The sequence below is a fragment of the Kitasatospora sp. NPDC085464 genome (assembly GCF_044541955.1).
In the GTDB taxonomy this organism is placed as follows: Bacteria; Actinomycetota; Actinomycetes; order Streptomycetales; family Streptomycetaceae; genus Kitasatospora.
Map to the genome: position 1 here is coordinate 151,674 of NZ_JBITTM010000006.1, position 19,330 is coordinate 171,003.

The 19,330-nt window shown below is 73.9% G+C and carries 19 protein-coding genes; 11 read left to right on the top strand and 8 right to left on the bottom strand.

The window, feature by feature from the left end:
- Positions 1-181 precede the first annotated feature (181 nt).
- The gene (locus ACIGG8_RS07595) at positions 182-943 is read left to right on the top strand and encodes an NUDIX hydrolase (RefSeq protein ID WP_396546303.1); all 762 of its coding nucleotides are present in this window, start codon (positions 182-184) and stop codon (positions 941-943) included.
- Positions 944-974: 31 nt separating this feature from the next.
- On the opposite strand, the gene ACIGG8_RS07600 is transcribed toward ACIGG8_RS07595, so the two are convergent.
- Together ACIGG8_RS07600 and ACIGG8_RS07605 are read right to left on the bottom strand one after the other, a co-directional pair.
- Positions 975-1,442: a hypothetical protein gene (locus ACIGG8_RS07600; RefSeq protein WP_396546304.1), complete on the bottom strand. Its 468-nt coding sequence runs from the start codon at positions 1,440-1,442 to the stop codon at positions 975-977.
- A 179-nt stretch (positions 1,443-1,621) separates the two neighbouring features.
- Positions 1,622-2,452, bottom strand: a complete 831-nt coding sequence (locus ACIGG8_RS07605) for an SAM-dependent methyltransferase (protein WP_396546305.1) — start codon at positions 2,450-2,452, stop codon at positions 1,622-1,624.
- Between the two features lie 360 nt (positions 2,453-2,812).
- Between ACIGG8_RS07605 and ACIGG8_RS07610 the strand changes: the two genes are divergently transcribed.
- From ACIGG8_RS07610 to ACIGG8_RS07635, 6 genes are all read left to right on the top strand, one after another.
- Positions 2,813-3,160 carry a PRC-barrel domain-containing protein gene (locus ACIGG8_RS07610; RefSeq protein ID WP_396546306.1) on the top strand — a complete coding sequence of 116 codons (348 nt, stop codon included), beginning with the start codon at positions 2,813-2,815 and terminating at the stop codon, positions 3,158-3,160.
- A 106-nt stretch (positions 3,161-3,266) separates the two neighbouring features.
- Complete coding sequence (locus ACIGG8_RS07615; RefSeq protein WP_188303232.1) at positions 3,267-3,533, top strand: metal-sensitive transcriptional regulator; 267 nt, start codon at positions 3,267-3,269, stop codon at positions 3,531-3,533.
- 425 nt (positions 3,534-3,958) lie between these two features.
- Positions 3,959-5,395 carry an endonuclease/exonuclease/phosphatase family protein gene (locus ACIGG8_RS07620; protein ID WP_396546307.1) on the top strand — a complete coding sequence of 479 codons (1,437 nt, stop codon included), beginning with the start codon at positions 3,959-3,961 and terminating at the stop codon, positions 5,393-5,395.
- Positions 5,396-5,424: 29 nt separating this feature from the next.
- Complete coding sequence (locus ACIGG8_RS07625; protein WP_396546308.1) at positions 5,425-7,431, top strand: phosphocholine-specific phospholipase C; 2,007 nt, start codon at positions 5,425-5,427, stop codon at positions 7,429-7,431.
- A 92-nt stretch (positions 7,432-7,523) separates the two neighbouring features.
- Positions 7,524-7,997: a VOC family protein gene (locus ACIGG8_RS07630; protein WP_396546309.1), complete on the top strand. Its 474-nt coding sequence runs from the start codon at positions 7,524-7,526 to the stop codon at positions 7,995-7,997.
- 4 nt (positions 7,998-8,001) lie between these two features.
- Positions 8,002-8,451: an SRPBCC domain-containing protein gene (locus ACIGG8_RS07635; RefSeq protein WP_396546310.1), complete on the top strand. Its 450-nt coding sequence runs from the start codon at positions 8,002-8,004 to the stop codon at positions 8,449-8,451.
- 114 nt (positions 8,452-8,565) lie between these two features.
- Here the strand turns inward: ACIGG8_RS07635 and ACIGG8_RS07640 are convergent, their stop codons facing one another.
- Together ACIGG8_RS07640 and ACIGG8_RS07645 are read right to left on the bottom strand one after the other, a co-directional pair.
- Complete coding sequence (locus tag ACIGG8_RS07640) at positions 8,566-9,822, bottom strand: aromatic acid exporter family protein (RefSeq protein ID WP_350520850.1); 1,257 nt, start codon at positions 9,820-9,822, stop codon at positions 8,566-8,568.
- Between the two features lie 177 nt (positions 9,823-9,999).
- Entirely contained in the window at positions 10,000-10,734 is a 735-nt protein-coding gene (locus tag ACIGG8_RS07645) for a polyprenol monophosphomannose synthase (protein WP_396546311.1), read from the bottom strand.
- A gap of 271 nt (positions 10,735-11,005) precedes the next feature.
- Here ACIGG8_RS07645 and ACIGG8_RS07650 point away from each other — a divergent pair, with 271 nt between their 5' ends.
- Positions 11,006-11,209: a hypothetical protein gene (locus ACIGG8_RS07650; protein WP_396546312.1), complete on the top strand. Its 204-nt coding sequence runs from the start codon at positions 11,006-11,008 to the stop codon at positions 11,207-11,209.
- A gap of 58 nt (positions 11,210-11,267) precedes the next feature.
- On the opposite strand, the gene ACIGG8_RS07655 is transcribed toward ACIGG8_RS07650, so the two are convergent.
- Entirely contained in the window at positions 11,268-12,893 is a 1,626-nt protein-coding gene (locus ACIGG8_RS07655) for a N,N-dimethylformamidase beta subunit family domain-containing protein (protein ID WP_396546313.1), read from the bottom strand.
- A gap of 479 nt (positions 12,894-13,372) precedes the next feature.
- On the opposite strand from ACIGG8_RS07655, the gene ACIGG8_RS07660 reads away from it, so the two are divergent.
- Positions 13,373-15,253, top strand: coding sequence for an amino acid transporter (locus tag ACIGG8_RS07660; RefSeq protein WP_396546314.1), 1,881 nt, complete (start codon positions 13,373-13,375; stop codon positions 15,251-15,253).
- Positions 15,254-15,329: 76 nt separating this feature from the next.
- Here ACIGG8_RS07660 and ACIGG8_RS07665 read toward each other — a convergent pair whose 3' ends face one another.
- Positions 15,330-15,599: a GlsB/YeaQ/YmgE family stress response membrane protein gene (locus ACIGG8_RS07665; protein WP_396546315.1), complete on the bottom strand. Its 270-nt coding sequence runs from the start codon at positions 15,597-15,599 to the stop codon at positions 15,330-15,332.
- Between the two features lie 268 nt (positions 15,600-15,867).
- Here ACIGG8_RS07665 and ACIGG8_RS07670 point away from each other — a divergent pair, with 268 nt between their 5' ends.
- Positions 15,868-16,233, top strand: a complete 366-nt coding sequence (locus tag ACIGG8_RS07670) for a hypothetical protein (protein ID WP_396546316.1) — start codon at positions 15,868-15,870, stop codon at positions 16,231-16,233.
- Positions 16,234-16,269: 36 nt separating this feature from the next.
- Here the strand turns inward: ACIGG8_RS07670 and ACIGG8_RS07675 are convergent, their stop codons facing one another.
- Together ACIGG8_RS07675 and ACIGG8_RS07680 are read right to left on the bottom strand one after the other, a co-directional pair.
- Positions 16,270-17,070, bottom strand: a complete 801-nt coding sequence (locus ACIGG8_RS07675; protein WP_396546317.1) for a HEAT repeat domain-containing protein — start codon at positions 17,068-17,070, stop codon at positions 16,270-16,272.
- 137 nt (positions 17,071-17,207) lie between these two features.
- On the bottom strand, positions 17,208-17,918 hold the full coding sequence (locus ACIGG8_RS07680; protein WP_350522737.1) for a TetR/AcrR family transcriptional regulator C-terminal domain-containing protein: 711 nt from the start codon (positions 17,916-17,918) through the stop codon (positions 17,208-17,210).
- A gap of 169 nt (positions 17,919-18,087) precedes the next feature.
- Here ACIGG8_RS07680 and ACIGG8_RS07685 point away from each other — a divergent pair, with 169 nt between their 5' ends.
- Positions 18,088-19,296 carry an FAD-dependent monooxygenase gene (locus tag ACIGG8_RS07685; RefSeq protein ID WP_396546318.1) on the top strand — a complete coding sequence of 403 codons (1,209 nt, stop codon included), beginning with the start codon at positions 18,088-18,090 and terminating at the stop codon, positions 19,294-19,296.
- The last annotated feature ends 34 nt before the right edge of the window (positions 19,297-19,330 follow it).

Consider the following 19,330-nt stretch of genomic DNA (forward strand, 5'->3'; position numbering starts at 1 on the left):
GGTGCACGCGCCGACGTGTGTACCCGGAGCGGGATTTCCTGCGCGGCCGGTCAATTCGCCCACGATTCGGCGAATCGCGCCCCAACTGGCTTTCTCCGCCCCACGATTCATGGGCTTGTCGTCCGGTCATGACAATTCCGATCGGCCGCCGCCGAACCCGGGGCCCTGCCACCATGGCGGGATGACCGAAGACCTGAAGCCCGCGGCCGCGACCACCGGGCCCGTCGACGTCGAACTCCTCGAACCCGCCGGCATCCGCCTGGTCGAAACCCCCGCACCACCCCTCCCGGAGCCGGAGCGGGCCGCGATGGACCGTGCCTGGAGGCAGGCCGTCCGGGCGAATCCCGGGCTCTTCGACGGCCCGGTCGTCGCCTGCACCGGCCTCGTCCGGGACAGCCCCGACACGCTCGTCGTCCACTGGGCGCGCATCGGCTACCGCCGCTTCGCCCTGCGCCTCGTCCCGGGCGCCACCGCCCGGGCGAGCTCCCTGTACGTCGCCGTCGTCCAACCCGCCGACGACGGCCGGATCCTGGTCGGCCGGATGGCCGGCCCGACCGCCCGCCCCGGCCGCTGGGGCCTGCCGGGCGGCTGCGTCGAACCGCCCCCGCCCGGCGAACCGCTCGACCCGCCCGCGCTGCGCCGCCACGCCGCCCGGGAACTCGTCGAGGAGACCGGCGTGTTCACGCCCCCGGAACGGCTCACCCGCTGGCTGCTCGTCCGCGGCGAGCACGGCAGCGTCGGCGTGCTCCACCTCGCCCCGCCCCGCCCGGCCCGGGAACTGGCCGAGCGCCACGCGGAGTTGTGCGCCGCCCACCGGTCGCTCGGCGCGGAGCCCGAGTTCGACCGGATCGCCCTGATCGGCTCCCCGGCCGAGGCCGCCGCCCTCCCCGGCCCGCACGCGGACCACCTCGGGCCCGTGCTGCGCCGGCTCTTCGCCGGCTGAGCGCTGCCGGCGGACGCCGGAACGCGGCACGTCACAGCAGGGCCAGGGCCTGCCGGAGGTTGTGCTCGGCGATGCCGGCCATGGCCGGCCGGTCGGGGAAGTCGCCGTCGAGCAGACGCAGCGGGCCCGCCGTCAGCGACAGGCGGTGCGCCAGGGCGTAGAACGCGAGCCGGTCCTCGTCGAGTCCGTCCACCGCGACGGGCCGGTAGGCGTCGTGGAAGCGGATCCGCAGGAAGACGTGCTCCCACTCCGCGTCGAAGTACATCGTGCCTTCGACGTCGATCACCACCGGGCGCCCGTCCGCGCCCACCAGGACGTGGTCGGGCCCGAGTTCGCCGTGCACCACCGCGTACTCCGCGCGCGGCCGCACCGCCGCCGCCAGGTCGAGTCCGAGACCGGGCGAGAACGGATCGGTGCGGTCGGCGTCGCCCGCGGCCGCCGGCCAGTAGTTCTCGGCGTCGCTCCACCGGTAGGCGATCGCCGTCGTGGCGTCGTCCATCACCAGGCGGTGGACGCCCTTCCTGCTGCCGCCGGCGAGCCGCTCGACGGCCGCCAGCCGCCGTCCGCCGCCCAGCGCGGCCCGCGCCGCACCCGCCGACTTCGGCGTCCACGTCTCGTTCGACGCCAGGGTGCGCCTGCCGACCGTCGAGCCGGATGCGGCCGGTGTCCACCCCGGGTTCAGAGCTTGCGGGCCACCGCCCCGTACATGCTCACGCGGTCGGCGCCAGGGGCGGGGGCGGTGTCGGGGCGCCAGAGCGGGACGGTGACCACGCCCGGGTCGAGCAGGTCGAGGCCGTCGAGGAAGGTCCGCACCTCGGCGCGGGTGCGGCCGACGAGCGGGGCGGTGGCCTTGTCGTAGACGCCGGTGACGCGGTCGCGGACCACGGCCGGGATGAAGTCCGCGGTGCCGTGGGAGAGGACCAGGTGGCTGCCGGAGGGCAGGGCGTCCAGCAGGGTGGTGACGGCCCGGTACGGCTCGTCCTCGTCGCGCAGGAAGTGGAGGACGGCTGCGAGGACCAGTCCGACCGGCCGGGAGAGGTCGAGCAGTTCCACGGCGAGGACGGCGTCCAGCAGGGCGGCGGGCTGCCGCAGGTCGGCCCGGATGACCGTGGTGCGGCCGTGCCCGGGGCCGGCCATCAGGGCGCGGGCGTGGCTGAGCACGATCGGGTCGTTGTCGACGTAGACGACCCGGGCGCCCGGGTCGGCGGCCCGGGCGATCTCGTGGGTGTTGCCGACCGTCGGGATGCCGGTGCCGACGTCGAGGAACTGGTCGATCCCGAGCTCGGCGACGCAGCGCACCGCGCGGGTGAGGAAGCCCCGGTTGGCGCGGGCGGTGGAGCGGAACTCGGGATTGGCGGCGAGCGCCTTCTCGGCGGCGGCGCGGTCGGCGGGGAAGTTGTCCTTGCCGCCGAGGTAGTAGTCGTCCATCCGGGCGGGGTGCGGGATGTCGGGCCGCAGGTCGGCCGGGTGCCCGACCCCGCCGGGCCCCCACATGGACTCGTATCCCACGGCTGTTGCTCCCTCCACCGGTAAACCTGCCCGCAAGAGTCCGATGATCTGCTCGCGGCCTCGCCGGCGGCCAGCCTAGAGCCCGGGTCATGGCCCCCGGCGCCGGTTGGTCGGGTCACCCCCGTATGTCCCTTTCGTCTCGCCGTGCTGCCGCTTCGTCTCGCAGTGCTGCTGCCGCGGAGCCGGCCGCTCACAGCACGGAACGGGTGGCTCACGCCATGGAGCCGGCCGCTCACGCCGGCGCGCGGCCGGGAGGCCGCCGCGCGGGGTCGCCCGTCGCGGCGCAGGATGGAGGATCGGGGAGTGGCAGTGGAACAGTGGAACATCCGGCGACGGGAGGTCCGGGCCGTGGGAATCGCAATGGCAGACATCCGGGAGTGGCGCGGCCACTCGGTGGTCGACCAGAAGAGCCACCGCATCGGCAAGCTGGAGGCGGTCTACGTCGAGACGGCCAGTGACGAGGCGTTCTTCGCCACCGTCACGGTGGGTTTCGCCGGCCGGCGCCGCCTGGTGTTCGTCCCGCTGGTGGGCGCCGTGGTCGGGCCGGACTACGTCCGGGTGGCCTACCCGAAGAGCCAGGTCAAGGGGGCTCCGGCGATCGGGACGGACGACGTGCTGCCCGCCGAGGACGAGCCCGCCGTGTTCGCGCACTACGAGGTGCCGTACGCGACCGGCGCCGGCGGTGAGCGGCGGCTGGCCCGTCGCTGAGCCGAGTTCCTCGGGGGGCGGTCGGTACGGGCTTCGTCCACCCGGGAACGAATACCCCGCGGGGTACACTTGTCCATCGACAGTCGATGCGAAAGGCGGCCCCGACATGCAGGTGGACGAGGAGGCGGTCGGCGCGGTCCTGAACCGGCTGCGTCGCGCCCAGGGCCAGTTGGCCGGAGTGATCGCGATGATCGAGGCGGGCCGGGACTGCAAGGACGTGGTCACCCAGCTCGCCGCCGTCTCGCGGGCCCTGGACCGGGCCGGGTTCAAGATCGTCGCCAGCGGGATGCGCCAGTGCATGGCCGCCGCCGACGAGGACGCCGCGCCGATGAGCGAGGCCGAGCTGGAGAAGCTCTTCCTCGCCCTGGCCTGACGCGTCGGCCCGGCTCCGGCCTGACGCCCCCGCCCGGGGCCCCGGCCGGACGCCCCCGCCCGAGGCGCCGGCCTGACGCGTCGGTGTGGCGAGTCGGGGCGGGGCGCGCCCCCCGACGGGCGTGCACGCGCAGTGCTCCACGTACCGGAGGGTCGCGACGGTTCATCCGTCGCGGCCCTCTTCGTGCGCCCGCTGAAGTTCCCGTGCCGCCCGATGACCCGTCATGCGTCGTTCATGTCCCGGTCGCTGACCTCCAGGTGAATGAGGTCGCCCGCAGTTGTACAGCCAACTGTGCGGACAGCCCGCAACTGTCCGCACAGCCGACCGCGGCGAACCCTCCCTCCCTGACTCCGTGACCAGCCGTACCCGACCCGTGCACCGTCCCCCGGCGGTACCGGCCTCCGGGCGCGGCGGACAGGACAACCGTGGCCGCAGGCAGCGCCCTGACCCTCACCTCCTCCTCCAACCCCACCGAAGGTGACCGGCTCACCTTCCACTGGAGCACCGACGCGCCCGACGCCAAGAACTGGGTCGGCATCTACGACGGCAGCCGCCGGCCCGGCACCGGTTCCTCGCTGCTGTGGAAGTACACCCCGGCCGCCGCCGGTGACGTCCAGCTCGACACCTCCGCGCTGACCGGCGGCCCGTACACCGCCTACCTGCTCGCCAAGGACGGCTACGGCATCCTCGCCCAGAGCGCCCCGTTCAGCTTCCGCCCCAAGCCCGCGGTCGTCCGCCCGCACGCCGCCGTCGACTCGTTCACCGCCACGCCCGTCGCGCCGGGCGCCGCCGTGCAGGTCAAGCTCGGCGGCCTCTGGTCCCGCCCGGTCGGCAACGCGCCCGGCTCCGCCACCTTCCGCAAGGTCGGCGGCCCGGCCTGGGCGTCCGTCAGCGCGGACGGCATGCTGACCGGCACCGCGCCCGCCACCGCGGGGAAGAACCCCGAGGTGGTCGTCGTCGGCGTCAAGGACGGCGCGGGCGCCGCCGACACCGTCACCGTGCTCGTCCCCGTCGTCGACCCGGCGGCCAAGCCCCGCCTCAAGGCCGCGAGTTGGAACCTGCACGACGCGGGATCCGGCTACTCCGACGCGCTGGAGAAGCAGCTGCGCGTGGTCCTCGCCCAGGGCCTGGACGTCCTCGCCCTGCAGGAGACGGCGGGCGAGCGCGCCAGGACCCTGGCCGACGCCCTCGGCTGGTACGCCTACCAGAGCCCGGGCAGCGTCGGCATCCTCAGCCGCCACCCGCTCGCCGACGTCACCCCGCCGACCGCCGACCTGCCCGCCGCCGCGGCCACCCTGCAGCTGCCCGGCGGCCGGGCCGTCCGCTTCTGGGCCGCGCACCTGGACGAGGCGGGCTACGGCCCGTACGCCGTGCAGGACGGCAGCACCGCCGCCCAGGTCGTGGCCGCCGAGAACGGGTCGCTGCGGCTGAAGCAGGCCACGGCGCTCGCCGCCGCGGTCCGCGCGGACGCGGCCGGGGGCCTCCCGGTCGTCCTCGCCGGCGCGCTCTCCTCGCCCTCCCACCTGGACTGGACGGCCGCCACCGCCGCCGCGCACGGCGGGGTCGGCCCGCTCGGCTGGCCGGTCACCGTGGCGCTGCAGGCCGCCGGGCTGACCGACACCTTCCGCGAGGAGAACCGCGACCCGGCCAAGGCCCCGGGCGCCACGTGGTCGCCCACCCGCAAGCGGCGCGGCGACCGGCCCGAGCCGCAGGACCGGATCGACTACGTGCAGTACGCCGGCCCGCTGAAGCTGGTCGAGGCGCACACGCTGGTCGCCGACTGGCCGCAGCCCGAGCCGAACGCGGCCGGCAACGAGTGGCCGTCCGACACCGCCGCCGCCGTCGCCACCTTCCAGCTCTGAGACCCACAGCCCCGAGAGGCCAGTTCGTCATGCCCGAGCTCTCCCGCCGTACCTTCGTCGGCGCCACCGCCGCGGCCGGCGCCACCGCCCTGACCGGTCTGGCCGGCGCGCCGGCCGAAGCCGCCCCGGCCCCCGCGCCCGGCACCACCGCAGCCGTCCCGCTCACCGGCACCGTCAAGGACGTCAAGCACGTCGTCGTCCTGATGCAGGAGAACCGTTCCTTCGACCACTACTTCGGCACCCTCGCCGGTGTCCGAGGCTTCGGCGACAAGCAGGCGCTGCAGTTCCCGGACGGCACCGACGTGTTCCGCCAGCCGGACAGCCGGCGCAGCGACGGCGGCGTGATGCTGCCGTACCGGATGGACACCGCCAAGTACAACGCGCAGAACGCCGGCGGCCTCGCCCACGACTGGGCGACCGGCCACCAGGCCATCAACAACGGTGCGATGAACAAGTGGATCGCCGCCAAGGGCGAGCGCACCATGGGCTACTTCAACCGGGACGACATCCCCTACCAGTACGCCCTGGCCGACGCGTTCACCATCTGCGACGCCTACTTCACCTCCCTCGCGGGGCCCACCGACCCCAACCGCCTCTACCTGTGGACCGGCACCTCCGGCCCCGGCCGCGACGGCACCACCGGCCCGTGGATCGACAACACCCCGGTCACCGACAACCCCGTCGCCGACTGGACCACCTACGCCGAGCGCCTGGAGGCGGCCGGCGTCACCTGGCGCGTCTACCACAACCCCAGCAAGGACGATCGCACCGGCGACTACGACGACAACGCGCTCTCGTACTTCAAGCAGTTCCACGCGTTCCCGCACGACGACCCGCGGTACGTCAACGCGATGACCAAGTTCGACCCGACCGACTTCGACAAGCACTGCAAGGACGGCACCCTGCCGACCGTCTCCTGGCTGGTCGCGCCCTACCTGTTCTGCGAGCACCCGGACGCCGGCCCGGCCTACGGCGCGCACTGGGTCGACCAGGCGCTGCAGTCGCTGATGTCCAACCCGGACGTCTGGCGGCACACCGTGTTCCTCGTCATGTACGACGAGAACGACGGCTACTTCGACCACATGGTCCCGCCCACCCCCGAGCCCGGCACCCCCGAGGAGTTCACCCAGGGACGTGCCATCGGACTCGGCAACCGCGTCCCGCTGTGGGTCATCTCGCCCTGGTCGCGCGGCGGTTGGGTCAACTCCCAGGTCTTCGACCACACCTCGGTGCTGCGCTTCATGGAGCAGGTCACCGGGGTGGCCGAGCCCAACATCTCGGCCTGGCGCCGGGCCGTCTGCGGCGACCTCACCAGCTGCTTCGACTTCGCCGCCCCCGAGTACTCGATCCCGACGCTGCCCGACACCAAGGCCCTGATGGCCAAGGCCGACGCGGGCGCCAAGCTGCCCGGCGTCGCGCTGCCGGCGGTCGGCGCCCAGTCCATGCCCGTCCAGGAGCGCGGCGACCGCCCGCACCGCCCGCTGCCGTACCAGCCGTGGGTCGACGTGGAGGTGGACCGCAAGACCGGCAAGGTCACCTGCACGATGAGCAACGACGGTTCGGTGGCCTTCCCGTACACCGTCTACCCGAACATCGTGCTCCCGTTCGCGGGCACCCCGTACACCGTCGCCCCCGGCGCCACCGCCCGGTACGTCTGGGACGCGGCGGCCACCGACGGCCGCTACGACTTCACCGTCCACGGCCCGGACGGCTTCGTCCGCCGCTTCAGCGGCACGGTGGTCCGGGACGGCCAGGACGGCCAGGACGGCCAGAACGACATCGGCGTGCCGATCGTCACCGCCGACCTGCGCGGCAACGGGAAGTTCAGCCTCCAGCTCGCCAACGACGGCATGACCGACGTGGCCTTCACCGCCGCGCCCAACGACTTCGCGGGCACCGCGCAGACCGTCTGGGTCAAGCCGGGCAAGCAGGCCAACCTGGCCTGGCCGCTGGACAAGCAGGGCCGCTACGACGTCGTCGTGACCGCCCACACCGGTCAGCGCTTCACCCAGCGCTACGCGGGCTGGGTGCACTGATCCGCGGCCGGGCCGCGGCCGGGGGCGCCGAACCGGTGACCCCCGGCCGTGGCTCGGCCCACGCGTCGGACCCCGCCGCTACCGTCGGGCGCATGCAGAACATCAGCACCTTCCTCTGGTTCGACGACCAGGCCGAAGAGGCCGCCGCCTTCTACACCTCGCTGTTCCCCGACTCCCGCATCACCCGGGTCACCCGCTACGGCGAGACCGGTCCCGGTGCGGCCGGCTCGGTCATGACCGTCGACTTCGAGCTCGCCGGCCGGGCGTACGTGGCCCTCAACGGCGGCCCCGAGTTCACCTTCACCGAGGCCGTCTCGCTGCAGGTGGAGTGCGAGGACCAGCGGGAGGTCGACGAACTCTGGGACAAGCTCACCGCCGACGGCGGCCAGGCCGGGCCGTGCGGCTGGCTCAAGGACCGCTACGGCCTGTCCTGGCAGATCACTCCGCGCGTCCTGCTCGACCTGATCGGCGGTGAGGACCGGGCCAGGGCCGACCGGGTGATGGCGACCATGCTGCGGATGCAGAAGCTGGAGATCCAGCCCCTGCTCGACGCGGCCGAGGGCTGATGCCGTGACCGCCGCCACCCACCGCGCCGTCCTCTACCTGAGGGCCACCCCCGAGCGGGTCTGGCACGCGCTCACCAACGCCGACGAGTCCGGCCTGTACTGGGGCCACCGCAACGTCTCGACCTGGCTGCCCGGCGCGACCTGGGAGCACCAGCGCACCGACGACTCCGGGATCGCCGACGTGGTCGGCACGGTCGAGGCCGTCGACCGGCCGCACCGGCTGGTCACCACCTGGGCGGGGCCGGAGGAGCGGCGCCCGGGCGGGCCCTCCGTGGTCACCTTCGACATCCGCGGCTGGCGGGACCTCACCCGGCTCACCGTCACCCACGAGAACCTCGCCGACGAGGCCGAGCGGGTGGACGCCGAGCAGGGCTGGTCGGCCGTGCTCTCCAACCTGAAGACCTACCTGGAGACCGGACACCCGCTCCCGCAGCAGCCCTGGCTGATGCCCTGATGCCCTGATGCCCTGATGCCCTGACCCTGTGACGCCCTGACCCCGCGACGCCCTGAACCCCGTGACGGCCTGACAGCCCGGGGGCCCCGATCCGGTCGGGGCCCGACCGTCCGGTCAGCGCCCGGCCTCCGCCGCCGGGCGCGCCGTCGTCTCCCGTCCCCGCTCCCGCTCGCCGCGCAGGAACCGGCGCAGCCGGGCGAACCGCGCGAACCGCTCCCGGTTGGCCACCGACGCCCGGTCCAGCTCCTCCATCAGCCGCCGGCTGCGGTGCTCCAGGTCCAGCTCGTCCAGGATCCGGTCCACCTCGGCCAGCATCGAGCCGTGCAGCTGCCAGGCCTCCGGGTGCTCCTGCACCTTGCGCAGCAGCACCTGGGCGACGTTCTCCCGGCAGGCCCAGGCCGCCGCCAGCTCGGAGGTCAGCCGGGTCTCCGCCTCCTCGGCGCTGCTGCTCACCTGGGTGGTCACCAGCACCGCGAAGCTGACCATCGCCCCGCCGACGTGGTCCAGCAGCTCCTCCAGGTCGACCGCGACGTCCGGCGGGAACAGCCGCTCGCCGGGCGCGCGCCGTTTGGCCAGGTCGGTCAGCGAGCGGGCCAGCACCCGGATCACCACGACGCAGATCTCCAGGGTGTCCAGCCCGGTGCGCAGCACCAGCCGGGACAGCAGTCCCTCGCTGATCCGCGGGTTGAACCGCAGGCTGTCCTCGGCCTGCCGCAGCGCCGCGTCCACCTCGGCGATCGCCTGGTCCAGCCGGCGGGCCTCGTGCAGCCGCTCGGCGGCCCGGGCGACCGGCGTGGGACGGCCCAGCTCCTCGGCGATGTCGAGCAGCAGCTGGCGGGCCCGCCGGGAGAGGTCCTCGATCGACTCCCCGGCGGTGTCCACCCAGACAGGCGGTGCGAACACCAGGTTGAACAGCAGGCCGACGGCGGCGCCGATGAGCGTCTCCAGCACGCGGTCCCAGGCCTGCGAGGCCAGTTTGGTGACGCCCAGGATCAGCATCGCGCTGATCGCGACCTCCTGGACGAACTCCTCGACCCGGACGAACCGGCCGACGACCAGCGAGGCCAGGATGATCAGCCCGAGGCTCCACCAGGAGAGCCCGACCACGGCGCTGAAGCCGATCGCGATCAGCACCCCGACGACCACCGAGTTGACCCGGCGGATGCTGGTCTTGAGCGTCGAGTAGACGGTCACCTGGACCACCAGCAGCGCGGTCAGCGGCGCCGTCAGCGGGGCGGGCTCGCTGCTGAGCTGCGTCGCCACCGCGTAGGAGATGGTCGCCGCGACGGTGGCCCGCACGGTCTGGACGACGAAGGGCTCCCGCGCGAAGCGGCGGATCAGGGCCGTGAGTGACTCCGGGAGAAGGGCCATGTCGCCCTTCTTTCCCCGCCGCCGCCCTTCACACCGTTCCGCGGCCCGTCCGGCACCCGTATGAACCCGCCGGAGCGGCCGGTTGCCAGCGGTTCGGCCCGGGCGGTCACCACCGGTTCCGCCCGGCGGTCCGGGCGGGCGTCGCCGCCCGTCGGCCGGTTTCCGCCCGCCGTCCGGTCAGTCGCCGCGGTTGAAGCGCAGCTTCCAGGGGGCCAGCGCGGACTCGACCTGCACGCCCATGCTCATCTTCGAGGCGCCCTCGATCCGCTCCTCGAAGCGGATCGGCACCTCGCGGATCGTCATGCCCCGCTTGACCACCCGGTAGTTCATCTCGACCTGGAAGGAGTAGCCGTTGCTCTGCACGGTGGGCAGGTCGATGGCGCGCAGGGTGGTCGCGCGCCAGGCCTTGAACCCGGCGGTGGCGTCCCGGACGCCCAGGCCGAGGATGGTGTTGACGTAGAAGTTGGCCCAGGCGGAGAGGGCCTTGCGGTGCCAGGGCCACTCGGCGGCGGTCGAGCCGCCGGGGACGTAGCGGGAGCCGAGGACCACGGCGGTGCCGTCGGTGAGCAGGGTGCGCACCATCTCGGGGATCGCCGAGGCGGGGTGGGAGAGGTCGGCGTCCATCTGGACCACGACGTCGGCGCCCTCGTCCAGGGCCCGCTCCATGCCGGCGAGGTAGGCGCGGCCGAGGCCGTTCTTCTCGGTGCGGTGCAGCACGCCGACGGTGCCGCCGGAGTTCGCGGCGAGCTTGTCGGCGACCTCGCCGGTGCCGTCGGGCGAGTTGTCGTCGACGACCAGCAGGTGCAGGTTCGGCACCGGAAGCTCGGCGAGCAGGCCCGCGAGGACCGGGAGGTTCTCCCGCTCGTTGTACGTGGGGACGACCACAACGACCTTGGGAGAGGCCTCGACCATGTTCTGTTTCCCTCGTGCCCTCGCCGGCGGGCACCCCGTGCCGCACCGGTCGGTTTGCCTGGACGACCTGCGCTGGTTGGACCGTGCGAGTGTATCGGGGGTGCGGGCCCGCTCCCGTACGGGGGCGGACCACCGGACGGGCTCCAGCGGGCTCCGGCCATCCGTTCGACCGCGATCGGCCGATGTGGCAGGCTACCGTCGTCCCGAACGCAGAACCGGAGAAATTCCTTGACGACCCGACGCTCCGCCTCCCGGTCGGTCGCCGGACCTGATGCGCCGCGCGGACCCGTCGGTCGACGCCGGGGCGCAGGGCGGGGGCGCGCCCGCCGACTGCGACCTGTGGATCGACCGGCTCGGCCGGCCCGTCCGCGTCGAGCAGGCGATGGTGGTCGACGGCACGCGGACCGTGACGGACGACCGCTTCTCGGACTTCGGCCCGCCCGAGACCTTCGCACCGCCGCTCGCCTCCGGCTGACCCGGCCTCCGGCCCGGCTGACCCGGCTTCCGGCCGGGCGAGGGTTTGAAGACGGGCCCTACGCGGTGCCGTAGACGGCGGCGAGGTTGTCCCGGGCCGGGTGGGTGCGGCCGGCCGGTCCGGCGGCGAAGGTGCGCAGGACGTTCTCGGTGACCCCGCGGACCAGGTCCCCCGCCTGGGCGTCGATGCCGTGGTCGGCGGGGCCGGCGCCGGGGCCCTGGGCGTCCAGGGTCTCGACCCAGCGCATGGTGCCGGAGGCGAAGACCCCGGCGCCGCTCGGCACGGTGTAGTAGGCCGTGTCGGCGTGGGAGGGTCGGCCGTCGCAGACCACGGGGGAGTGCGCGATCACCTCGACCGGGCGCGGGGTGGGGAAGGCGGTGTTCACCCGGTCGTACTCGACGCCGACCAGGTGCGGGAAGGACGCCCCGGCGGCGACGCCCGTCCCCTCGAAGGCCCAGTGCTCGGGGGAGGTGACCACGTACGGGGCGTCCACCGGGTAGCCGTCGTAGATCACGCCGAGCATCGAACTCTCCGGATCGGCGCCCGGGCCCACCCGGAAGTCGGTGGTCGCCGGGGCGCCCGCCTGGTGGCCCGGGTCCTGAGCCCAGGCGTCCTTGTAGCAGACCACGGTGCGCTCCGGGCCGAGGTCGGTCGGCTCGTAACGGATCCGGCGGAAGCAGCAGTTGGCACCCAGGATCGCCAGGTTGGTGCCGGCGTCGCGGGCCGCGACCACGGCGGCGCGCTGCTCGGGGGACCAGTACTCGTCGTGGCCGAGCGAGACGACGGTGGTCGCGCCGGTCAGCAGGCCGGGCTCGCGGGCCACGTCGACGCCGGTGGTGTAGGCGAGCGGCAGGCCCAGCCGCTCGGCGAAGGCGATCAGCGGCGCCTCGTAGACCAGGAACAGCCCGGCGCCGTGGGCGTAGTCGTACGGCCGGTCGAAGACGACCTTCAGTGAACGGGTCGCGAGGCCGCCGGTCGGGCCGTTGTAGAGGCTGTGGCCGCCCCACTCGTTGTAGGCCTGCCAGGTCGCCGGGGCGCTCATGACCACGGTCCGGCCGGCGGTGACGGCGGAGCGGACGGTGAGCGGGACGTAGCGGCGGCCGGAGCCGTCCTCGGCGTCCAGGCGCAGCAGGTAGGCGCCCTCGGGCCAGCCGGTGGTGTCCACGGCGAGGCTGCGCTGCCAGCCGGTCAGCACGGTGCGGGTCGTCGGGTCCACGTGCGGCGCGGGCTGTCTGCCGCCGGGGACGTTCTGGCGGCGCCAGACCAGCCGGGCGCGGGCGCCGCCGTACCAGCCCATCCGGTACGCGGAGACGGTGAAGGCCGGGGCGGGGGTGGAGACGTGAAGGCCGAAGGACTCGCCGGGGAGCACGCTGACCCGGTCGGCGAAGCCCTCGACGGCGGAGTCCGGGCCGGGGTCGGTGATCTCCCAGCCGGGCGTGCCGGGCAGGGCCTGTTCGTGCGCCAGGTCGTGCCCCGGCCCGGTGTTCCCGGTGTTCCCGGTGTTCCCGGTGTTCCCGGCGGCGCCGGGGGTGCCGCTGCCGGGCCCGGCCCCGGTGGGACCGGGCGGTCCGTCGGCGGAGGTGTGCGGGGCGGGCGCCGCCTCCGGGCGCCGGGCACCGCAGGAGGTGACGGCGGCCGCCATCAGGCCCAGGCCCAGAATCCCCCGCCGGCTCGGTACCGCCACTGCGGCCTCCCTGTCGTTCGCAGTCGTGTCGACCGGTCCGCGGCGATCCGGAGCGCCGGTCCGGCCTGATCGGGTCAGGTCGGGTCAGGTCGGGGCCGACGACGGGTCAGGCCCGTCGACGTGGTCCCGGCGTCAACCTAGTGCGTCAACGTGCGCGGACATCCTCACTCCTCCCAAGGTCGGGTACGGACCGACGCGCCGGGCCTCGCGGCACGGCCGGGCGCCGCCCGCGGGCCGGGAGGGCCGTACGGGCGCACCCTGGCGTGTTGGCCCGCGCGGTGCCCGGGTGGTGGTGGCCCGGTCACCTAGCCTGACCAGGCCCGCCGTCCGGCGGGCCGCCGGGGGTCCGGAGCCGCACGCGGCCGGCCGAGTCGTGGACAGGGGTGTACGTGGTCTCGTCGGGTTCGGCCGCACCGGGGGTACCGCCCCGGAACAGCGGCGGGCGCTTCCGGGCGTGGATGCTGGAAGGCCTGGCGGACATGGCCAAGCAGCATCCCGGCCCGCACGCGCAGGTTCCGCACGTGAAGGGCCAGCGCTGGTGGCGGGTCATGTGCCTGACCGGCCTCGACTACTTCTCGACGCTCGGCTACCAGCCCGGCATCGCCGCCCTCGCGGCCGGCCTGGTCTCCCCGATCGCCACGATCGTGCTGGTCATCGTCACCCTGCTCGGCGCGCTCCCGGTCTACCGGCGGGTCGCCCAGGAGAGCCCGCACGGCGAGGGTTCGATCGCGATGCTGGAGCGCCTGCTGTCGTTCTGGCAGGGCAAGCTCTTCGTGCTCACCCTGCTGGGCTTCGCGGCCACCGACTTCATGATCACCATCACCCTGTCCGCCGCCGACGCCAGCGCCCACCTGGTCGAGAACCCGCACCTGCACAGCGCGCTGACCGGCAAGCAGGTCATGCTGACCCTCATCATGATCGCGCTGCTCGGCGGGGTCTTCCTCAAGGGCTTCAGCGAGGCGATCGGCCTGGCCGTGGTCCTCGTCGCGGTCTACCTCTCGCTCAACGTCGTGGTGGTGGTCAACGGGCTCTGGCACGTGCTCAAGGCCCCGCACCTGTTCACCGCCTGGACCGACGCGCTCACCGCCGAGCACGGCAACGCGCTCGCCGTGGTCGGCGTCGCGCTGATCGTCTTCCCCAAGCTGGCGCTCGGCCTGTCCGGCTTCGAGACCGGCGTCGCCGTGATGCCGCACATCGAGGGCGACCCCGACGACACCGAGGAGAAGCCCACGGGCCGGATCCGGGGCGCCCGCAAACTGCTCACCACCGCCGCCGCGATCATGAGCGTCTTCCTGATCACCACCAGCCTCATCACCACGCTGCTGATCCCGCCCGACCAGTTCAAGCCCGGCGGCCAGGCCAACGGACGGGCGCTCGCCTACCTCGCCCACGAGTACCTGGGCAACACCTTCGGCAGCATCTACGACCTGTCCACGATCGCCATCCTCTGGTTCGCCGGCGCCTCCGCGATGGCCGGGCTGCTCAACCTGATGCCGCGCTACCTGCCCCGCTACGGCATGGCCCCGCACTGGGCCCGCGCGGTGCGGCCCACCGTCATCGTCCTCACCCTGATCGCCTTCCTGGTCACCTGGATCTTCGACGCCAGCGTGGACGCGCAGGGCGGCGCGTACGCGACCGGTGTGCTGGTGCTGATCAGCTCCGCCGCGATCGCCGTCACCATCGCCGCGCACAAGGCCGGGCAGCGCCGCTGGCGGGCCGGCTTCGCGGTGATCGCCGCGGTGTTCCTCTACACCACCGGGGTCAACATCGCCGAGCGCCCGGACGGCGTGAAGATCGGTGCCTGCTTCATCGCGGGCATCATGCTGGTCTCCTTCCTCTCCCGGCTCAAGCGGGCCTTCGAACTGCGCGTCACCGACGTGACGCTGGACGACGTCGCCGAGCGGTTCGTCCGGGACTACATGCACCGCCCGCTACGGCTGATCGCCAACGAGCCGAACAGCCGGGACCTCGCCGAGTACCGCGACAAGATCCGCCAGATCCGCACCGACAACGACATCCCGGCCGAGGACGACCTGGTCTTCGTCGAGGTCACCGTGCTCGACCCGTCCGACTTCGAGTCCGAACTGACCGTGCACGGCGAGGTGCTGCACGGCCGGTACCGGGTGCTGTCGCTGGAGAGCTCCAGCGTGCCCAACGCCATCGCCGCCCTGCTGCTGCACGTGCGCGACCTGACCGGGCAGCAGCCGCACATCTACTTCGAGTGGACCGAGGGCAACCCGTTCGCCCAGTTCCTGCGGTTCTTCCTGTTCGGGCAGGGCGAGATCGCGCCGGTCACCCGGGAGGTGCTGCGCGAGGCCGAGCCGGACCGCACGCGCCGGCCGGCCGTGCACGTCGGCTGAGCGGCATGGCGGTGCGCGGCGCTGCACGTCGCTGCAGGTCGCTGCGCCGCGGGTGCCGGAGACGGGGCGGGCGGGGTCAGCGGCTCGGGCGGGACTTGCTCCAGGCGGGCGCGGCGAGGGCCACCAGGGCGATCGCGAAGGCGAGTTGCAGGATGTGGCGGATCCAGTCGATGCCCGAGGTGTGGCGGACGCCGAGCCAGCCGGACACGGCGTTGCCGAGCCACGCCCCGGCGGCACCGAGCAGCATGGTCAGCCACCAGGGGATCGACTGCGGCCCGCGCAGGAACAGCTTGGCGATGACGCCCAGCACGAAGCCGATGAGCAGAATCCACAGGAGCTGGAACATCGCAGTCCACCTTCCCGGCGCCACCGGAGCCGGCCGGTGCGCCGAATCGTCGAAGACGCGTGTCGTCCCATGATCACCCGGATCGGCCGGACGGGCACGTCGGCGGCGGACGGCGCCGGGCACGGGTGAGGCGCGGGGGTGGGTCGGGTACGGAGGGGCGAGAATGCGCCGCGCGTCGGGCCGGAAAGTCGCTGTCCGTCGAGGCGGCGGCACCGATAGGAATGGGCGGTGACGCGGAGGTGCCGCGTCACCGAGAGGAGCCCGCCCCGTGATACGCCTCCGCGCCGCCGCGCTGACCATCGGCGCTGCCGCCGCCGCGCTCACCCTGACCATGGGGACGGCCCAGGCCGCGCCCGGTGACACCACCACCATGTGCTCCTCCTCGCTCACGCCGGGCGGCTACGTGGACGTCCAGTGGTGGAACAGCGGCGGCTGCGGCTCCGGGTTCAACCCGAACACCAAGAAGATCATGCAGCTCACCGGCTACCCGGTCGGCACCGTGGTCAACGCCTGTGCCTCGACCTGGCCGCCGGCCGGCTGGACGATCGTCAGCAGCTTCTACAGCGCCGGCTGTCAGTACTCCGCGGTGCCGAGCTTCGACAAGAACAGCTGGCAGCTGAAGCGCGTGTCCTGACGGCGGACCGCGCACGACCCGGGGCGGTGCGGGGCCTCAGCGGTCCCGCACCGCCCCGACGGCCTCGCGGACGTCCGGGTGCGGATCGTCCGCGAGGCCGTCCAGCAGTTCGGCGACGCCCGGGGTGGACCAGGAGCCGACGGTCCAGACCAGGTCCTCGCGCACGCGCGGGTCGGGATGGGCGGCCAGGGGCGCCAGGAGGTCCACCGGGCCGCGGCGGCGCATTCCGAACCAGTGCAGGGCCTCCCGCAGCTCGGCCGGGTCGCCCGGCTCGCCGGCCGCCGCGATCCGGGCGAGCAGGACGGGGACGGGCGGCGGCGGGCCGTCCAGCGGGTGCGGGTGGCGCTCGCGCAGGCGCCGGCCGCCGTACTCGCCGCGGATCCGGCAGCCGAAGCAGGTGCAGGGCCGGGTGCCGTGGGCGCCCGGCCGGTAGCGCCAGCCGGCGACCTGCGGCACGGTGCGGATCCGGTGCACCTCGCGGGCGCCCGCGGCACGCGGCAGGAAGACCTCCCAGCCGCGCGGGTCGGGCAGTGCGCCGATCCGCCGGACCGCCTCGGCCGCGGACACCGGCTGCTGGGCGTCCCGGGCGCGGTCCCGGTAGTGCCCGGCCAGGACCTCCTGCGCGTCGTCCAGCCGGACGTGCACCGCGACCAGCGAGCCCTTGGGGCCGAACCGGGCCAGCTCGCGCAGCCACTGGTGGGTCAGGGTGTACGAGGGCAGCACGGGGAAGCAGTAGAGCCCGCGGGCCCCGCCCTGGCCCCGGCTGTCGGCCCGGATCCCGGCGCGGCGGATGCGCGGCGCGTTGGCCGCGGCGGTCAGGTGCACGAACATCGCCATGGGGCGCGATGCTAGCGCCCGGGCGGGCGTGGCTCCGAAGGGTCTTCCGGGCGCGAAGGCGCGTAGGTGCACGGGTGCACGGGTGCACGGGTGCGCGGGTGCGCGGGTGCGCGGGCGACCGGGGCCGCGCCGCGGTGTCAGGGCTGCGCCGTGCGGCGCTCGATCAGGGCGGCCAGGCCGTCCAGGATGCGTTCCAGGCCGAAGTCGAGTGCCTGGTCGCGCCCGCCCGGTTCGGCCACGGCGGCCGCGACGGCGGGGTAGCGGTCGGCGTGCTGCTGCATCACGAGGCCGAAGACGGTGAGGAATTCGGCCTCGGGGGAGCCGGCGGGCCCGGTGGCGCGGGACTGCGCGGCAATCCCGCGCACGTGTCCGGCGAGGAGGACGGCGGCGTCCATCCGCTCGGGGCCGGTCAGTCCGTGGCCGTCGAGCGCGGACACCACCCGCTCCAGCCAGGTGAGTTCCTTCGGGCCGACCACGCGGGGGCCGACGGTGGCGTCCAGCAGCCACGGGTGCCGGGCGAAGGAGTCGGCCAAGTGGCCCGACCAGGCGGTGAGTTGTTCCCGCCAACCGGTGCCCTCGGCAGGGCGCGGAGGCTCGTCGACGGCCGACTCGACCATCAGGGCGATCAGTTCGGCCTTGCCCGGGACGTAGCGGTACAGCGACATCTTGGTGAAGTCGAGCAGCCCGGCCACCTTCTGCATCGAGACCGCGGCCAGGCCCTCGGCGTCGGCGACCTCGACGCCCGCGGCGGCGATCCGCTCCAGGGTGAGGGCCGGTTTCGGCCCCCGGGTGGGCTTGGCCGGCGGCCCCCAGAGCAGCCGCACCGTGTCGTTCGCCGCCTCGCCCATCGTCCGCTCCCGTCCTGGGGTTCCGTACCGGTTCCGCCGGGGGTCGTCCTCGGCTCGTCGTCGGCTCCTGCCTCGGGGGTTGCCCCGCGCGCCAACTGTGTCTACCGTACACAGCAACAAACCGTGTCTGCGAGACACAGTTTCTCGATCGACGGACGGAGTGGTTCCCGTGAGCACCAGGATCCTGATCTCGGGCGCGAGCATCGCCGGCCCCGCGCTGGCCCACTGGCTGGGCAGGTACGGCTTCGAAGTGACCGTGGTCGAGCTGGCGCCCGCGCTGCGCGACGGCGGCCAGGACGTCGACTTCCGCGGCCGCACCCACCTGACCGTGCTGGAACGGATGGGCGTGCTGGACGAGCTGCGCGCACTCGGCACCGGCGGCAGCCCGATGACCTTCGTGGCCGCCGACGGGCGCCGACTGCTGCACCTGCCCGCCGAGTTCGCGGGCGGCGACGTGGAGGTCCCGCGCGGGGAACTCGCCCGGTTGCTGCACCGGCACAGCAGCGCCCGGGCCGAGTACCTCTTCGGTGACTCGATCACCGCGCTGGAGGAGACTCCGAGCGGGGTCCGGGCCGCCTTCCGGCACGCCGCACCGCGGGAGTTCGACCTGGTGATCGGCGCCGACGGGCTGCACTCCAACGTCCGTCGGCTCGCCTTCGGCCCGGAGCAGCGCTACGTGCGCCACCTCGGCTACTACGCGGCCACCTGGCAGCTGCCGAACGACCTCGGGCTGCCCGTCGGCTCGGTGGGGCTGAACGTCCCCGGCCGGCTGATGTCGGTCGGCGCCGGCCACCGGGACCCGAGCCGGGCGGGCGCCTTCGCCCTGTTCGCCTCGCCCGAGCTGCGCTACGACCGCCACGACCAGGCGCAGCAGAAGGCGCTCGTCCGAGCCGCCTTCACGGGCCTCGGCTGGCGGGTCCCGCAGCTGCTGGAGAGCCTGGACGCCGCCCCCGAGCTGTACTTCGACTCCATCAGCCGGGCCGACGTGTCCGCCTGGTCGAACGGCCGGATCGCCCTCATCGGCGACGCCGCCTGCGGCGCGACCATCGGCGGCATGGGCACCGGGACGGCGGTGGTGGCCGCGTACGTCCTGGCGGGCGAGCTGGCCCGGGCGCGCGGTGACCACCGCACCGCCTTCGAGCGGTACGAGCGGCTGCTGCGCGGTTACGCCCAGGGCTGCCAGAAGGGCGGCGACCGCACCGGGCCGTTCCTGGCGCCGCGCACCGCGACCGGGCTGCGGTTCCGCAACGCGCTGCTGAACCGGCGGTGGGCGCTGGACAAGATGCTGGAGCTGGGGAAGGAGGTCAGCAGCGTCGAACTGCCGGACTACGAGGCGGAGTCGTCGGGCGCGGCCGGCCGTGTGGGCCGTGCAGGCTGAGCGGACCGGGCGCGGCGCGGGTGCGAGCCGCACG

Coding starts and splice junctions, on each gene's coding strand:
- ACIGG8_RS07595 (WP_396546303.1), top strand. CDS start 182: ATGACCGAAGACCTGAAGCCCGCGGCCGCGACCACCGGGCCCGTCGAC.
- ACIGG8_RS07600 (WP_396546304.1), bottom strand. CDS start 1,442: ATGGACGACGCCACGACGGCGATCGCCTACCGGTGGAGCGACGCCGAG.
- ACIGG8_RS07610 (WP_396546306.1), top strand. CDS start 2,813: ATGGCAGACATCCGGGAGTGGCGCGGCCACTCGGTGGTCGACCAGAAG.
- ACIGG8_RS07615 (WP_188303232.1), top strand. CDS start 3,267: ATGCAGGTGGACGAGGAGGCGGTCGGCGCGGTCCTGAACCGGCTGCGT.
- ACIGG8_RS07625 (WP_396546308.1), top strand. CDS start 5,425: ATGCCCGAGCTCTCCCGCCGTACCTTCGTCGGCGCCACCGCCGCGGCC.
- ACIGG8_RS07630 (WP_396546309.1), top strand. CDS start 7,524: ATGCAGAACATCAGCACCTTCCTCTGGTTCGACGACCAGGCCGAAGAG.
- ACIGG8_RS07640 (WP_350520850.1), bottom strand. CDS start 9,822: ATGGCCCTTCTCCCGGAGTCACTCACGGCCCTGATCCGCCGCTTCGCG.
- ACIGG8_RS07645 (WP_396546311.1), bottom strand. CDS start 10,734: ATGGTCGAGGCCTCTCCCAAGGTCGTTGTGGTCGTCCCCACGTACAAC.
- ACIGG8_RS07650 (WP_396546312.1), top strand. CDS start 11,006: ATGCGCCGCGCGGACCCGTCGGTCGACGCCGGGGCGCAGGGCGGGGGC.
- ACIGG8_RS07660 (WP_396546314.1), top strand. CDS start 13,373: ATGGCCAAGCAGCATCCCGGCCCGCACGCGCAGGTTCCGCACGTGAAG.
- ACIGG8_RS07665 (WP_396546315.1), bottom strand. CDS start 15,599: ATGTTCCAGCTCCTGTGGATTCTGCTCATCGGCTTCGTGCTGGGCGTC.
- ACIGG8_RS07675 (WP_396546317.1), bottom strand. CDS start 17,070: ATGGCGATGTTCGTGCACCTGACCGCCGCGGCCAACGCGCCGCGCATC.
- ACIGG8_RS07680 (WP_350522737.1), bottom strand. CDS start 17,918: ATGGGCGAGGCGGCGAACGACACGGTGCGGCTGCTCTGGGGGCCGCCG.